The sequence below is a fragment of the Baaleninema sp. genome (assembly GCF_049974805.1).
Lineage (GTDB): Bacteria > Cyanobacteriota > Cyanobacteriia > Cyanobacteriales > Geitlerinemataceae > Baaleninema.
In genome coordinates, this window is the sequence record NZ_JBNGCO010000048.1 from 21,112 (window position 1) to 34,237 (window position 13,126).

Genomic DNA, 13,126 nt, shown 5'->3' on the forward strand with positions numbered 1-13,126 from the left:
ACTTCCTCAAACAGACCAATGGTGACAACTTTTGTAAACGAACTTATTCTTTCACGACGCTGGGTCGTAAACTGTCCGATGGGTTCTCGCGCACGGGTTGAAACAGGCTCAAATCGACGCGGCGACCGTTAGCGTTGGGGGCGATCGCAATGAGGGGATCGGGATATCCGGTGAGAACTTGCTGTAATTTTCCGGTTTGCAAGTCCCACAGTTTGACGGTTCGTTCGATGCTGCCGCTGGCTAAGAGTTGCCCGTCGTTGCTGAGAACCATCGATCGCACGGTTCCAGCGTGACCGTCGAGATAGTGGACTCGTTCGCCGCTGGCCACGTGCCAAATTTCGATTTTCCCGTCTTGAAACCCGCTGGCTAAGAGGTTTCCGTCTGGAGACAAGGCTAAAGCGGCGATGCTTTCGGAGGCCGCCTCGACGGTACGCACGGCGTCCCCCGTTGCCAAGTTCCAGACTTTAATCTTTTTATCCGTGCTGCTGCTGGCAAATACTTGCCCGTTGGCCGACAGGGCTAAGGGACGCACGACCCCTTGATGGGCGGGGATTTCTCGGCACAAGTCCCCGCTTTCGGCGTGCCAAATTTTAATCGTACCTTCGTAGCCGCCGCTGACGAGATACGCGCCGTCTGGAGACAGGGCGACCGCACTCACGCCACTTTCGTGGCCGGCGAACGATCGCTTCAACTGGGCGCTTCCCGATTGCACGAGGTGCAGGGCTTTGTCTGTGGAACTAATCGACAGGGCTTGTCCCGAGTTGCCCGTCGTGGCGGGGGCCACCGACCAAGTCCGGCCGGCTAAGGCGCGGCTGACGGTTGTTTCGCCGACGAACCACAGTTTCAGGCTGCCATCGTAACCGCCGCTGACGAGGGTGGCGCCATCAGCCCCGACGGCCAGGGGATAGGTGGAGTTCGAGGCCCCCGTCACCGGCCGCAACCAATCTTGAGAGAGGGGGGTAACGGAGGTACTGAGGTCTTCTAAACAGGTGGAGAGTCCGCCAATATACAACAACGCTTGTGAGGGCAACTTGGAGGCAGTTTTGAGGCGATCGCTCGGGAGAAACCCCGCCAAAATCGGACGGTACACCTGACAGGTTTCGTCGATGGGTTCGCGAATCCACACCCACACGACCACTTCGCTGTCGGGGGCGTTGGGGGAGCGAGACAATTCGGGCAATCGATCGCCAATAACGGTTTCGACGGCGATGCGAATTTTGGGGCGTTCGGCCAGGGTAAAGGCGGCTTCTGGGCTTTCGGCGGCGGGATCGAAGGGGATGGGAGTGACGGCGGAGTCGAGGACGGCGCTTAAGGCCGCCCGTCCTAACTGTTCTCTAAGATATTGTCGGAGCAATTCGCGCACGGGAATCGACGGATCGGAGCGCAGGATGAGGCGACGGCAGGAGGCTCGCAGTTGGGAGAGTCGATCGCCCGAAATTTCTACGTATTCGCTGTGAAATCCCGATCTCGGGCAGTGCAAGAGTAACGACGAATCGCCCGTTTCTACGGCACAAGTGAGGCGTCGTTGAAAGTCGGCTTGTAGGGCTTTGAGGGGCGTCGTCCAGTCCATCGAGCGGTTCTATCAGAAGTTTAAACGGGGTATTCCGGCGCGGGTGTGGGTTGCCCCTGGCACGGCGCGGGCATCTATACCCATTGTTCCATCAAGCGGTCGATCGTTCACTCGTCTTCTAAGCCGGAAGTGGTCTCGAACCAGCCGCGACGCCAGAAAAAGGCAACTAATCCGGCCGCGATCGCTAAGGTGATTCCCCAAAAGGCGGGATATCCCCAATACCAGTTCAACTCTGGCATATTCCACGGGGAACTCTCGGGGTTGAAGTTCATACCGTACACGCCCACGAGAAAGGTCAGGGGAATGAAAATCGTGGAAATGACGGTTAAGACTTTCATGACTTCGTTGGTTTTGTTACTCACCGCCGAGAGATAGACATCCATCAGTCCCGAGGCCAGTTCTCGGTAAGTTTCCACCATTTCTAACACTTGTAGGACGTGGTCGTAGCAGTCCCGCAGGTACAGCCGCACGTCTGAGTCGAGATAGGTGTTGTTGCTGCTGCGACTGAGGAGGCTAATGGCGCTGCGTTGGGGCCAGATCGCCCGTCGCAGTTCCAGGAGTTCCCGGCGCAGGCGGTAGATTTTTTGCAGGGTGTGGGGCGTCGGGGTGACGACCACTTCTTCTTCGAGGTGGGCGAGGCGTTCTCCGTATTGTTCGAGTACGGGGAAAAAGCCATCGATGGCGGCGTCGATGAGGGAATAGGCTAGGTAGTCGTGACGGGGGTGAGAGGGATCGGAGTGGTGGGGCATTTTGTTGGCCCGCAGTCGATCGCGCACGAGGGCGAAGTCGTCGCGATCGATCTTTTCGCGCACGGTGAGTAAGTAGTGGGGAGCGAGGACGAAGCTCACCTGTTGGCTGTCGAAGCCCCATCCGTCTTCGCGAGGGAACACCAGGCGCGAGATAATCACGATTCGATCGTCGTATTCTTCGACTTTGGGACGTTGGGGAACGTTCACCACATCTTCGAGAACCAGCGGATGCAAGTCGAAGACTCGTTCCATTTTTTCCCACAGTTGGGCGTCTCCCAACCCACGCAGGTCTACCCAAGACAGGGAATCGGTGGTCAGATAGGGTTTGCAGGCTTCGGGATCGATGTTGTCGCGCCAGGTGATTTCCTCGTCGCTACAGTCGAGTAAGGTCAAGCGAGCGGGGACGCCGTTTTTCTCGAAAACCAAGGTGCCGGGGGCGCTCCCCGGTTCGTCGTGAAAGTATTCTTGCATGGACACATCGTATCGATCTCGTCCGCCCCTGTCTGCTAAAGGGCTAGGTATCGCTTCGGCCGTCGAGCGATCGCTGTTGGGGTTGGCGCCTGGTCGCGTCACCAGCTGCCCGCTTTAACTTAACGCGGTCACGGCTCGATCGAAATATTGCGAGACTTCCGCCGACAACGCCGCAGCCACGGAAACATCTGCCTCGCTGAGGGCGGTTTCCAGGGCGTCCAGGGTCGCGTTTTTCATCACCACGATCGCCCGGATTGCCGACGGGCGGGGAACCCCAAGGGCGTTGTAGGTTTCTTTCAAGCCGTAGAGACAGCACTCGTCGAGAACGGACACATCTCCAGCTAACAGGGCATAGCTGACGTAGCGTAAAATAAACTCGCCGTCCCGCACGCAGGCCGCCATCCGCGATACGGGGTAACAGTTTCCCCCTTCTTGGATTAAATGGGGGTTTTCTGCCACCATCGACGAAATGGCGTGGGTGACGATGGCTTTGGCTTTTTGGCCGATCGTGCTGACCGCCTCTAGACGTTCTCGCCGGGTAGCGACGAATTGGCGCAGTTGGCTGAGGCGTTCGGGTTCCACGTAGGTGGTTTGGGCTTCCGCTTCGGCGACGGCTCTCGAGAACGAGTCAAACACGATATTTTAATGTGGGTAGGGGGTTTCCAAATTTATCGGAGGCGATCGCCTGTCACTTTTGGACGATGCGATCGCATTTAAATAAAAGCCGAGGGGATTTTGTCAAGCTTTTCGAGGCGTTTTTTGCAAAAATTTACAAGATTGAGGGAACGTAGCGCCATCGAGGGGAGGGGAAGGGGAAGTCAAACGACGACGCCCTAGACTTCGACAAAAAGAGGAGCCGTCCCCAAACGAAACGGCTCGATCGACTCAATCTTCATGTTCTTCAAAGGGATCGATCAGTTGTTTCGACGGCGGACCGAAGGAGAGATAGACGCCGAAACCAGTGATCGCGATCAGGAGCGCCGCGATCGAAATGCTAAGAACTGTTGCGGGTTCCATAGGGTAATTCAAAAATGAGGACTCTTCCCCTATAATATTACGAAAACTTAAAATTTTCTCAGATACCAATTCACCCCAAGGTTAACTCATGGCACAAAGAACCCGTTTAGGCGAGCTTCTCAGACCCTTGAACTCTGAGTACGGGAAAGTCGTCCCCGGCTGGGGAACGACCCCTCTGATGGGCGTATTCATGCTGCTCTTTTTCGTCTTCTTGCTGATTATCCTGCAAATCTACAACTCTTCGCTGCTCATCGAAGGCGTAGACGTGGATTGGGCCAACTTAACCCGCTAAGTCGAACCGTCGGTTTCGATACCTCGACTGAAATCCTCAGACAGATCCCGGCTCGCCCGGGATTTTTTGTCGGTACAATATACGAGATCGGGGAGCTATCCCCGACCGGCCGCGATGCGATAATTGCAGGAGAGCAGAATTTATGAATATTTTCGGGATTGGTTTGCCAGAGGCGATCGTGATTTTAGTGATTGCCCTATTGATTTTCGGGCCGAAGAAACTGCCGGAAATCGGCAGCAGCCTCGGAAAAGCCATTCGCAGTTTCCAAGACGCCTCGAAAGAGTTTGAAAGCGAACTGAAACGGGAAACCGAGCAACTCAACGCCCAAAAATCCCAAGGAAGCCAAAGCGAAAAACCCGACGAAGCCTAAGACGATCGAGGCGATCGGGAATCCGGTTCCCCAGAGTGTTGTCTCTTGCTGTCGATCGATCGCCTGTGGCACGATAACACTCCCAATATTTTAAATCGATTAAGGAGATCTCCTGACCAGCTTTTCCCGATGACCTCGAGTTCTGCACCGCCTAAAATCCTGACCCCCCAACTGATCGTCGGACTGGGAAATCCCGGTCCGAAATACGATCGCACCCGTCACAATATCGGCTTTACCGCTGTCGAAGCCTTAGCTCGATCGTGGCAAATCCCCCTCAGCGAACAGCGCAAGTTCAAAGGAGAATACGGCGAAGGAACGGCCTTCGCCGGCCAAAAAATTCGCCTGCTCAAACCGCTCACCTACATGAATCGATCGGGAGAATCGATTCAAGCGGTCGTGAATTGGTACAAACTCCCCCCCGAGTCGGTTTTAATCGTCTACGACGATATGGATCTTCCCGTGGGACGCATTCGCCTGCGATTGGCCGGTTCGGCGGGAGGTCACAACGGCATGAAATCCACCATTTCTCACTTGGGAACCCAGAACTTTCCCCGGTTGCGCGTGGGAATCGGTCGCCCCAAACCCGCCGCTGACGGTTCGGTGTCCCACGTTCTCGGGAAATTTTCCCCTCGAGAAAACGAAATCCTCTCTGAAGTGTTGTACCTCGTTCGAGACGCGATCGAAGTCAGCCTGAAAGAGGGGGTCGAAAAAGCGATGAGCCTGTACAACAGTCGCAATCTCGCAGAATCGGCTTGAGTTCTAACCGTTTGCCCAAAACCACAGCCTACGTGCGCGTCACCGATTGTTCGTGGCATCACGGACTGTTACTCGGCGAAGTGACGGCGGGAGCATTTACCTGGCAGTTTCAATGGCAGTTTCGGCGATCGCGCCTCGTCGTCGAACCCTCTCAAGGACGCGCTCTCATTCAAGAACCCCTCGGACGCTTCCTCGAACAGCAGGACTATCAACTCGAACCGGGGGGCGATTACTGGTTTACGATTCTAGGGGATATTTAGATGGGATGAGGAGAAATTCTCTCCCCCTCTCCCCCTCTCCCTGGCTCCCCATCTCCCCCTCTACGACACCCCCGGTATCTCAGAGATGCCGGGGGTCTTTGTCTTTGAACTCAACCCCCGGGACTTAAATATCAAATTTTCATGACATTAAGGGCGATCGATCCCCTCAGCTCGAGGTATTAATGTCAAGATTTCATGACATAACGATCCCGAAAATACCTGGTATTCCGTGAACTCCCCTCAAATCAATTGTTTTCGCCTCTTGTCTATACGGGGAGTTTTCTGCAAGATATACCTAGTCGGGCGATCCCGGCGATCCCAAATTCATCGCAAACTTTCGGCATCTCTCGAAAATTCCGTTCGTTTGTCAAGATTATTTGACAACCTATCGAGATAGACCTAAAAGCCCTATGTCACAAGAACGTCCCCCCCTGGAGGAAATGACCCTGCGGCAACTGCGAAAAGTTGCCAGCGAGTGCGGCATTTCTCGGTATAGCCGAATGCGGAAGTCTCAGCTACTGGCCGCGATTCAAGCAGTTTTACCCGAACAAACGGTTCGGCAATCTTCCCAAGAACTCAAGCAACCCCAACCCAATCCCAGCAGTACATCTCGTCAATTGGAGGCTCAGGAAGCAGTGGAAGCGGCAAAATTCGAACTCGGTCAAGACGATCGCACCGGAGGCGAACTGGCCTCCGTCGATGAAGGGTTAGCCGATTTACCCGACGGCTACGGCGAAAGTCGCATTGTCTTAATGCCTCGCGATCCCCAATGGGCTTATTGCTATTGGGACGTTTCCAACGAACATAAAGAAGAACTCCGCCGCCAAGGGGGACAACAACTCGCCCTTCGCATTTACGATTCGACGGATATCGACCTCAACAACCAACGTCCCCACAGTATTCAAGAGTATCCTTGCGACGAACTGGCGCGGGAATGGTATCTACCGATTCCAGTCAGCGATCGAGACTACATCGTAGATATCGGCTATCGCTGCGCTGACGGTCGCTGGTTGATTCTGGCGCGGTCTGTCCCGGTTCACATTCCCCCGGTGTATCCCTCCGACTGGATTGAGGATGTCTTCATCACCGTCAACTGGGAAGAAGAACTTCAAGGTAAAACCTTTGTGGAACTGGTGCCTCCGAGCAAAAAAGTGGCGCCGGCGCCGGTGGGAGAAAACCCCATCTACGACGAAATCTTCGGCATGGCCAAATCGGCCGAAGCGCAACGGGTGGCGGGGTCGCTGTTCGGTTCCATGCAGCAAGTTCCCGAACAAGCCATCAGTTCCTACGTCTTCCCTTCCGGCGTGGGAATGTGGGCAGTTCCGACGGCTTCCGGTATGGTGTCCGGTTTGACCATGTCCGGCGTGGGAATGTCTGGCGTAGGCTTCAGTGCGTCTATGCCGCCGATGCGTCCGCGCAAGTTCTGGCTCGTAGCCGATGCGGAACTCATCGTTTACGGTGCCACGGAACCCGATGCGACGGTGACGATTGGCGGTCGTCCCATCAAGCTGAATCCCGACGGTACTTTCCGTTTCCAAATGTCCTTCCAAGATGGACTCATCGATTATCCGATTATGGCGGTGGCGGCCGACGGCGAACAAACGCGATCGATTCACATGAAGTTCGAGCGCGAAACGCCCTCTCGCAACACTAATACCAAAGAGGAAGCGGTCGAGGAATGGATGAGCTAATCTAGTTCCTCTGAAGCCAGTTCGATCGCGCTTCGATCCTTTTAATCCCCCTAGTGTCTCGAGACACTGGGGGGATTGATTCGATTCGTTCTATTCCGACTCGACGCTCACCCTCTCGGGTAGAGCGGGGGTTACTTCTCGCGGGTTAAGGTAAGTCTTCACGCCCAGAGCAGAGTTGGGAGAAACCGCTGTTTGAGATAAGTATGGAGTGTGAATGCTCCGCTCATGACGCTTCGCGTCCATGAGCAGCTTCCCAATCCCATAAAAGAGAGAGGGTGGCCGGCATTCTCGGCGTAGCGCAGGAACTTCTGCCTTTCGCTACCTGCCCGTCCTTTCGGCGGGTCAGCTTCAGTTGGTAAGCCAAGTATCGAGCCGCAATGTTGTACGAAGCCCCCAGATCGGCGTTATAGCGTTTTCCATTGGGAAACAAGGCTAACTCGTACTGAGTTTTAGAGCGTCGTACCTTGCCGCTACCGTCAAAAGCCCAAGACGACGTACCCCGAGCAGAAACATACTCGGTTTTGCCCCCAACTTCCTGAAACTTCTCCTGTGTCAGTAACACCAGGCGGCGATGCAGCCAGCCATGAAACTTCTGCTTCAGGTTTGACCGCTTTCTGCCTCCTTTAGGTCGCCAGCCCTTCAGGTCTTCAAAGACGATAGTGCTGGCTCCATGCTCTAGGGCAAAATTAACGATTTGCCGAGATACCTGCTGAGCAATATTAGCGTTGATGCCTTTTGCCTTGCGATACGGAGTCTTGGCAAATCCACGGTGCAACGTTTTGGTCTTTCGTGCCTTTTGTCGGATGATGTTGGCCTGTTTGTCTCGACGGTCTATGTCAGAGGCCGGATGAATGAACTTCCGAGCCAATACAGTGCCGTCTGGACAAACGATCGAGGCTGTAGCCAGGGTATTGATTCCTACATCTACAGCACACACCACGTCAGTTTCCCATTGGGGTGGGGTAATCTCGAAAGGCACTGCCAAATGACAATGCTTCTGGGAAACCACCAGATAGGGAGACTTGATGGAGCCGATTAGATGCCGCTGCCGCTGGCTGGCAATCGGCACTTCAGTCCAGACCCAATCCAAGCCGTTCCAGACTTTAATCTGTGCCACCCGCAAATTCGCCTCGAATTTAACCAACTGTCCTTTGTAGAGAACCGGATAGCACCCAGCATCTACGTTGAAGACAGGAGGCTTGGCATCGCGCCGTTTCCGAACACCCGATTGCCATTCTCGGTATCGAGTCAGGTAGGACGAAACCTGCCCTTTCACGAATTCAATGGCTGCCCTTCGCAAATAGGACGGAAATTTGTAAAACCGCTTCTCGAAGTAACCATACTTCGGATCGGGATTCTTGCGGGTGCGATGAATCAGCTTTTCGGCTGACGCACAGAAGCTTTTGGCTGCCACCAGTTCCGGCCAGTGTCCCATGACGACATAGGACAGAGCTTTGCAGAAGGCGCGGTACTCGTCAATTGTCGCTTCAAGCTGAAGTCGCGCTTTTGACGAGGGGCGTAATTGCCATTTGTCTGTGCGTATAATGGTCTTATCCATATTGCTATAGTAGATCGTGTCTCGCAATTTTAGCAAGCTAAAAACAAAGAACCACGCTGCTTATCGGCTTTCCTTTCATCTTGTGTTGTCAATGAAGTATCGCCACGAGTGTCTGTCCGCCCCAATGCTGGATAGGTTAGAGGAGATATTTGCCGACCTACTGACTAAATGGGGAGGTGAATTGCTCGAGTTTGGCGGCGAACCCGACCACGTACACCTGCTGTTTGAGGTTGACCCCACGGTCACGTTGTCTAATTTTGTAAAAAACTTGAAGTCAGTGTCAGCCCGAAAGATGCGCCAGGAATTTGCCGAGCAACTACGTCCTTTCTACTGGAAGCCTCACTTTTGGAATCGAGCTTATGCCTTGATTTCCACGGGGGGCAGGGCTAACATCGAGACCTTATTAAGGTACATCGAGAATCAAGACGATCCGCGTAAACTTCGCCCGCCGCTAACTAGCGAATGACGCTTCGCGTTCATTCGTAGGATGCGCGGCGGTTTTGCTCAAACCACAAAAGACGCACCGCAGCGCGTCTTTTAGAAACTCTTTCCGTTTCACGGTTTCCTGAAAAATGGGTCGCCTGGGATTCGAACCCAGAACTAATCGGTTAAAAGCCGAGTACTCTACCGTTGAGTTAGCGACCCGGTGGCGTCCGGTTGTTTTGTTCAGACCTTTACTAGATTAGCACATCTGAATGAGATTGCAAGGGGTTTTTCAAATTTTTTTGGGATCTTGTCTCAAATCGGGTTTCAAGTCTGGCTTCAAAGGGGCTGAACCTGAAAGCGGACGAGCATTTCCAGGCTCGATCGCGGGTGGATGCGAATCAGCCGTTCTCCCGTGTTGAGGGCGTTTCGAGGTGCCGTCCAGGGTTCGAGACAGTAGTAGTCTTTTCCCCGTACCGTCCAGAAGACGAGGGTAGAGAAGGGGCTGTTGTACTCCAGTTTGAGTTGAAATCCCCCGGCTTCGTCGGAAACGGCGGCGTTGTGGCTGCTGAGTTGGGAGAAGGCGACATCGATTTCGTCGAGATCGAAGTCGAACTGGCCGTGAAAGTCTTGTAAGGCACCGTCGATTTGGTTCCAATACTGTTTCGAGGGGATGAGAAACCGCAGTTGAGATTTGTCGCGGGTGAGGAAATAGGGATGTAGCCCTGTGGAAAAGGGCAATACGCGATCGTCGCTGGGGTTGGTGAAGCGTTGGCCGATTTCGAGGGTGTCGCCTTGAAGTCTGTAGGTAAACGTCAGTTGAAACTCGAAGGGGTAGACTTCTCGCGTGCGATCGCTACTAACAAGTTCGAGGGTGAGACTGGCACAATCCTCCGTGTTGCGATCGACGACGTTCCAGGGCAGATCCCGCGCGAAACCATGTTGTTTGAGGTGATAGGTTTTGCCGTCGTAAGTATAGCGGTTGTCGGGAAGGTTGCCGCAGATGGGGAAGAGAATCGGAATTCCCCCGCGAACGCTCAGTTGGGGATTGGCGAAGCGTTCTTCGTCGAAATATAGAAGATCTCGATCGCCAACTGTCCACCGCGTTACGAGTCCCCCCCGTTCGGGAACGATGGCAACCTGGGAATTCGCGGTGCGATCGCAGAGGATATAGGTTTGATACTGTTTTTTTTGAGTTTCGATCGCGTACATGGATCGTGTTTAGCCCTTCACTACGCTTCTAGCGGCATCGAGCGGAAGAAACTCGACGGCGATCGAAGCGAACTTACGCTTTTCATCCTACGATATGACGGGAAATTGAGAAGTTGGCAGCGGGGCACGAAATTTCGCCTGAATTGGCGGAAGTTCGATATTAGCGTGACGCGATCGCTTCGATGTCCGTTTCGATGGGGGTGGGGGCGTCGTCGCCACCTCGAAGGGCAACGTTGGCGTTTTCCATCCCATCGGTTCGGAAAAGTCGTCAGTTTCCTCGAAGTTCTCGAAATCTTCAAATTCCGGTTTTTCAAATTCCGGTTTTTCAAATTCCTCGCTATCTTGAAACCCCTCAAATTCTTCGCGACTCTCCAAGGCTTCCAAGCCATTGGACTCTTGAAACTCGGGTTGGGGAAACTCGACGGCGTTTTCCTCTGCGGGATAACCCATGAGGGTTTTGCCAAATTCCACCAAACGATTGTGAGAGGGATTGGTCGAAGTCGAAGGGGTCTCGGGCGAAACGCCCGCCGGGGCAACGAAGGGATCGTTAATAAACGAATCGTCGGTATTGAAAGAATCGTCGGTTTCGGCCGAAGGTAAATCGGGAAGGGATCGATCGAACTCCCAAGTCGGTGTCGGTAACGGGGATTCCGTCTCGGGAGGAGGTTCGGGCGTCTCAGAACGGCGTTTGTCGAGGGTGACGGCTTGAGTAAAAGGGCGATCGAAGGGATTCGATACCACTTCCAAACGATCGAGAATCTCCCGACGGTGATCGCCGTGAGCTAAAATCGGTCGATCGCCGTAAGTTTCCACCGGGAGCAGTTCCACCGTCATATTATCCTTCGTCAGCGACACCTCGAGAAGCGCGGCGTCCGTTCCCTCTCCCGACGTCAAATCTCCCAAAGCGTAAACAATGGGGCGATTGCGGTAAAGTTCCGCCCCCTGAAGGACTCGAGGATGGTGTCCGACAATGAGATCGGCACCGTTATCGATGGCAAAGCGAGCCAGATCGATTTGCCAAGAAGCGGGATAGCTGGCTAATTCCGCCCCCCAGTGGAAGTTGACGAGGACCCAATCCACCTCATCGCGAACCGCTTGAATATCTTGAGCGATGCGGGTTTCCTCCCCGGCGTTCGTCCCCGGACGTCCGGAACTGGCGATGTAGAGATCGCCAATGCTGTAGCCGAAATAGGCGATACGCTGCCCTTTAATTTCGAGAATTTTCGGACGGCGAGCCTCCGTGAGAGTGCGTCCGGCGCCAATGTGGTGGATTTCGGCAGCGTCGAGGGTTTTGAGCGTGTCGTCTAAGCCGAGGATGTGGTAGTCCATGACGCGATCGTTGGCCAGGTTCACCACGTCGATTCCGGCTTGGCGGAGGGCTTCGACGGCTTCCGGGGCGGCTTTGCGGTTGTCGGTTTTGGGGCGAGGCGTATCGGCGTCGGTTAGGGGTAGATTGAGGTTGAGGGTGGCAACGTCGGCCTCTTGGAAATTTGGGAGATCGTTGAGAAGACCGGGATCGTAGGGATCGAAGTGGGAGAGATCGACATCGCCGCCAAAGGTGAGGCGAACGACGCCGTTACCGGGAGAGTTGGCGGCTTGTCGATCGATCTCTACTTCTTCGAGGGCGGCTTGGATGCGATCGAGGGAATTTGACGGACGGGAAATGATGTCTGTAGAGGTCATCGCCGGAAGTTTCGGTAACAGCGGCGGTAAATCCTGATAACTCATCCAACAGCCAAAGCTGAAGGCAGCGGCGGCGGTTCCCGCCAACAATAGCATTCGTAAGGCTTTATAGGTTTGAGCAATCCAGCGTTTGACGGCGTGGAGGGCGTTGAGGGGAGAACGGTGGTTTTGGCGTTGGCGTTGGTTGGGGGTGACGATGCGAACGGACTGTTTCCAGAGGATTTCCGTTTGTCCGGCGAAGTGGGCGATGATGTGAACCCCTTTAATGGCGTCGGAGTTGAGTTTCCAAACGTGATGGCAGATGGCGCGAACCAGGCGTTTTTGCCATAGGGTATCCATCGGTAACGGCGGGACTTCCACTTGAATGCGAACGCACCCCGCCGAGGCGGCACCGACGCGGGCGTAAATGCCTTCGGGGATGAGATGGCTGTTCAGCCAGTAGGCGATCGCGTGGAAGTTGCCCGAGCGGGCGAGTTCGACGAGCGACGGCTGCAAACTCACCTCTGCAATCATATTTCTGTTATCCTCTACGACGATTTCAATTGATTGTACTCTTAGGGTTTCCCGTTTTTGCACCGTTGCTGTCAATTCTGTGACAGTTCGGGCGTGTCTGTCATGTTTTGGGGTTTGTCAGCGATCGCGATCGCAACTTCGATCGATTTCGATCGGTTCTCGGGAGGCGAGGGGAAGCCATACTGGGGACAAGGGTGTATTTTACCGAGCGTGTAGCTATGATTCAGACATTAGTAGAGTCTGCGTATCAGACAGGGTGCTTGAGCGTTGCGTCGGAAGCTTCGATTTCTCAGTTTTTGCAATATAAGGCGTATGCCACTTCCGATCTCGATGCGTTGCAACGTCTTCGGTTGGCGGTTGAGGAAGGGAAGATCGATCGAGAAGCCCCTCGGCAGTTCGCCCTCTTTCCTCTGTTGAAATCGCAATCGATTCCAGTTCTCGCTTCGCGGTAACGTTCGATATGTCTCGTTTTAGGTTAAGTTTGATTTTTGGCTTCCCCAGGTAAATTCGGTACGGGTCACTTAAGGTGGCAAGTCTCGAAAGCTTCTTAGAGAAAGCATT

General features: G+C 54.3%; 14 protein-coding genes and 1 tRNA gene. 7 read left to right on the plus strand and 8 right to left on the minus strand.

Features of this window, described 5'->3' with window-relative positions; genetic code table 11:
* Positions 1 to 43: 43 nt before the first annotated feature.
* The 4 genes from ACP5D4_RS11085 to psbN all read right to left on the minus strand — a co-directional run bounded on the left by ACP5D4_RS11085 (position 44) and on the right by psbN (position 3,807).
* Positions 44 to 1,570 (minus strand): WD40 repeat domain-containing protein, encoded by a 1,527-nt coding sequence (locus ACP5D4_RS11085; RefSeq protein WP_428011689.1) that lies wholly within the window; start codon positions 1,568 to 1,570, stop codon positions 44 to 46.
* A 107-nt stretch (positions 1,571 to 1,677) separates the two neighbouring features.
* Complete coding sequence (corA, locus tag ACP5D4_RS11090) at positions 1,678 to 2,892, minus strand: magnesium/cobalt transporter CorA (RefSeq protein WP_428011690.1); 1,215 nt, start codon at positions 2,890 to 2,892, stop codon at positions 1,678 to 1,680.
* Positions 2,893 to 2,904: 12 nt separating this feature from the next.
* Positions 2,905 to 3,426, minus strand: a complete 522-nt coding sequence (locus ACP5D4_RS11095) for a bleomycin hydrolase (RefSeq protein ID WP_428011691.1) — start codon at positions 3,424 to 3,426, stop codon at positions 2,905 to 2,907.
* A 249-nt stretch (positions 3,427 to 3,675) separates the two neighbouring features.
* On the minus strand, positions 3,676 to 3,807 hold the full coding sequence (gene psbN, locus ACP5D4_RS11100) for a photosystem II reaction center protein PsbN (protein ID WP_428011692.1): 132 nt from the start codon (positions 3,805 to 3,807) through the stop codon (positions 3,676 to 3,678).
* An 88-nt stretch (positions 3,808 to 3,895) separates the two neighbouring features.
* Here psbN and psbH point away from each other — a divergent pair, with 88 nt between their 5' ends.
* From psbH to ACP5D4_RS11125, 5 genes are all read left to right on the plus strand, one after another.
* On the plus strand, positions 3,896 to 4,099 hold the full coding sequence (gene psbH / locus ACP5D4_RS11105) for a photosystem II reaction center phosphoprotein PsbH (protein ID WP_063716160.1): 204 nt from the start codon (positions 3,896 to 3,898) through the stop codon (positions 4,097 to 4,099).
* A gap of 142 nt (positions 4,100 to 4,241) precedes the next feature.
* A complete protein-coding gene (locus ACP5D4_RS11110; protein ID WP_428011693.1) occupies positions 4,242 to 4,469 on the plus strand; it encodes a TatA/E family twin arginine-targeting protein translocase in 228 nt (75 codons plus the stop codon).
* A gap of 129 nt (positions 4,470 to 4,598) precedes the next feature.
* Positions 4,599 to 5,225: an aminoacyl-tRNA hydrolase gene (pth, locus tag ACP5D4_RS11115; protein WP_428011694.1), complete on the plus strand. Its 627-nt coding sequence runs from the start codon at positions 4,599 to 4,601 to the stop codon at positions 5,223 to 5,225.
* Positions 5,222 to 5,485 carry a DUF3146 family protein gene (locus ACP5D4_RS11120; protein WP_428011695.1) on the plus strand — a complete coding sequence of 88 codons (264 nt, stop codon included), beginning with the start codon at positions 5,222 to 5,224 and terminating at the stop codon, positions 5,483 to 5,485. Before pth ends, ACP5D4_RS11120 begins: the two co-directional genes overlap by 4 nt.
* A 410-nt stretch (positions 5,486 to 5,895) precedes the next feature.
* Complete coding sequence (locus tag ACP5D4_RS11125; protein WP_428011696.1) at positions 5,896 to 7,176, plus strand: DUF4912 domain-containing protein; 1,281 nt, start codon at positions 5,896 to 5,898, stop codon at positions 7,174 to 7,176.
* Positions 7,177 to 7,399: 223 nt separating this feature from the next.
* On the opposite strand, the gene ACP5D4_RS11130 is transcribed toward ACP5D4_RS11125, so the two are convergent.
* The gene (locus ACP5D4_RS11130) at positions 7,400 to 8,734 is read right to left on the minus strand and encodes an IS200/IS605 family accessory protein TnpB-related protein (protein WP_428011697.1); all 1,335 of its coding nucleotides are present in this window, start codon (positions 8,732 to 8,734) and stop codon (positions 7,400 to 7,402) included.
* A gap of 16 nt (positions 8,735 to 8,750) precedes the next feature.
* On the opposite strand from ACP5D4_RS11130, the gene tnpA reads away from it, so the two are divergent.
* Positions 8,751 to 9,200, plus strand: a complete 450-nt coding sequence (gene tnpA, locus ACP5D4_RS11135) for an IS200/IS605 family transposase (RefSeq protein WP_428011698.1) — start codon at positions 8,751 to 8,753, stop codon at positions 9,198 to 9,200.
* Between the two features lie 107 nt (positions 9,201 to 9,307).
* Here tnpA and ACP5D4_RS11140 read toward each other — a convergent pair.
* The 3 genes from ACP5D4_RS11140 to ACP5D4_RS11150 form a co-directional block, all read right to left on the minus strand.
* Positions 9,308 to 9,379, minus strand: a tRNA-Lys gene (locus tag ACP5D4_RS11140).
* A gap of 117 nt (positions 9,380 to 9,496) precedes the next feature.
* Positions 9,497 to 10,369 carry an aldose epimerase gene (locus ACP5D4_RS11145; RefSeq protein ID WP_428011699.1) on the minus strand — a complete coding sequence of 291 codons (873 nt, stop codon included), beginning with the start codon at positions 10,367 to 10,369 and terminating at the stop codon, positions 9,497 to 9,499.
* Positions 10,370 to 10,456: 87 nt separating this feature from the next.
* On the minus strand, positions 10,457 to 12,565 hold the full coding sequence (locus tag ACP5D4_RS11150) for a CapA family protein (RefSeq protein WP_428011700.1): 2,109 nt from the start codon (positions 12,563 to 12,565) through the stop codon (positions 10,457 to 10,459).
* A gap of 218 nt (positions 12,566 to 12,783) precedes the next feature.
* Between ACP5D4_RS11150 and ACP5D4_RS11155 the strand changes: the two genes are divergently transcribed.
* Positions 12,784 to 13,017: a hypothetical protein gene (locus ACP5D4_RS11155; RefSeq protein WP_428011701.1), complete on the plus strand. Its 234-nt coding sequence runs from the start codon at positions 12,784 to 12,786 to the stop codon at positions 13,015 to 13,017.
* Positions 13,018 to 13,126 lie beyond the last annotated feature (109 nt).

Excerpts from the sequence above, each read along its gene's own strand:
- ACP5D4_RS11085 (WP_428011689.1), bottom strand. The coding sequence starts at position 1,570 with ATGGACTGGACGACGCCCCTCAAAGCCCTACAAGCCGACTTTCAACGA.
- psbN (WP_428011692.1), bottom strand. The coding sequence starts at position 3,807 with ATGGAACCCGCAACAGTTCTTAGCATTTCGATCGCGGCGCTCCTGATC.
- psbH (WP_063716160.1), top strand. The coding sequence starts at position 3,896 with ATGGCACAAAGAACCCGTTTAGGCGAGCTTCTCAGACCCTTGAACTCT.
- ACP5D4_RS11110 (WP_428011693.1), top strand. The coding sequence starts at position 4,242 with ATGAATATTTTCGGGATTGGTTTGCCAGAGGCGATCGTGATTTTAGTG.
- pth (WP_428011694.1), top strand. The coding sequence starts at position 4,599 with ATGACCTCGAGTTCTGCACCGCCTAAAATCCTGACCCCCCAACTGATC.
- ACP5D4_RS11125 (WP_428011696.1), top strand. The coding sequence starts at position 5,896 with ATGTCACAAGAACGTCCCCCCCTGGAGGAAATGACCCTGCGGCAACTG.
- ACP5D4_RS11130 (WP_428011697.1), bottom strand. The coding sequence starts at position 8,734 with ATGGATAAGACCATTATACGCACAGACAAATGGCAATTACGCCCCTCG.
- ACP5D4_RS11145 (WP_428011699.1), bottom strand. The coding sequence starts at position 10,369 with ATGTACGCGATCGAAACTCAAAAAAAACAGTATCAAACCTATATCCTC.
- ACP5D4_RS11150 (WP_428011700.1), bottom strand. The coding sequence starts at position 12,565 with ATGATTGCAGAGGTGAGTTTGCAGCCGTCGCTCGTCGAACTCGCCCGC.
- ACP5D4_RS11155 (WP_428011701.1), top strand. The coding sequence starts at position 12,784 with ATGATTCAGACATTAGTAGAGTCTGCGTATCAGACAGGGTGCTTGAGC.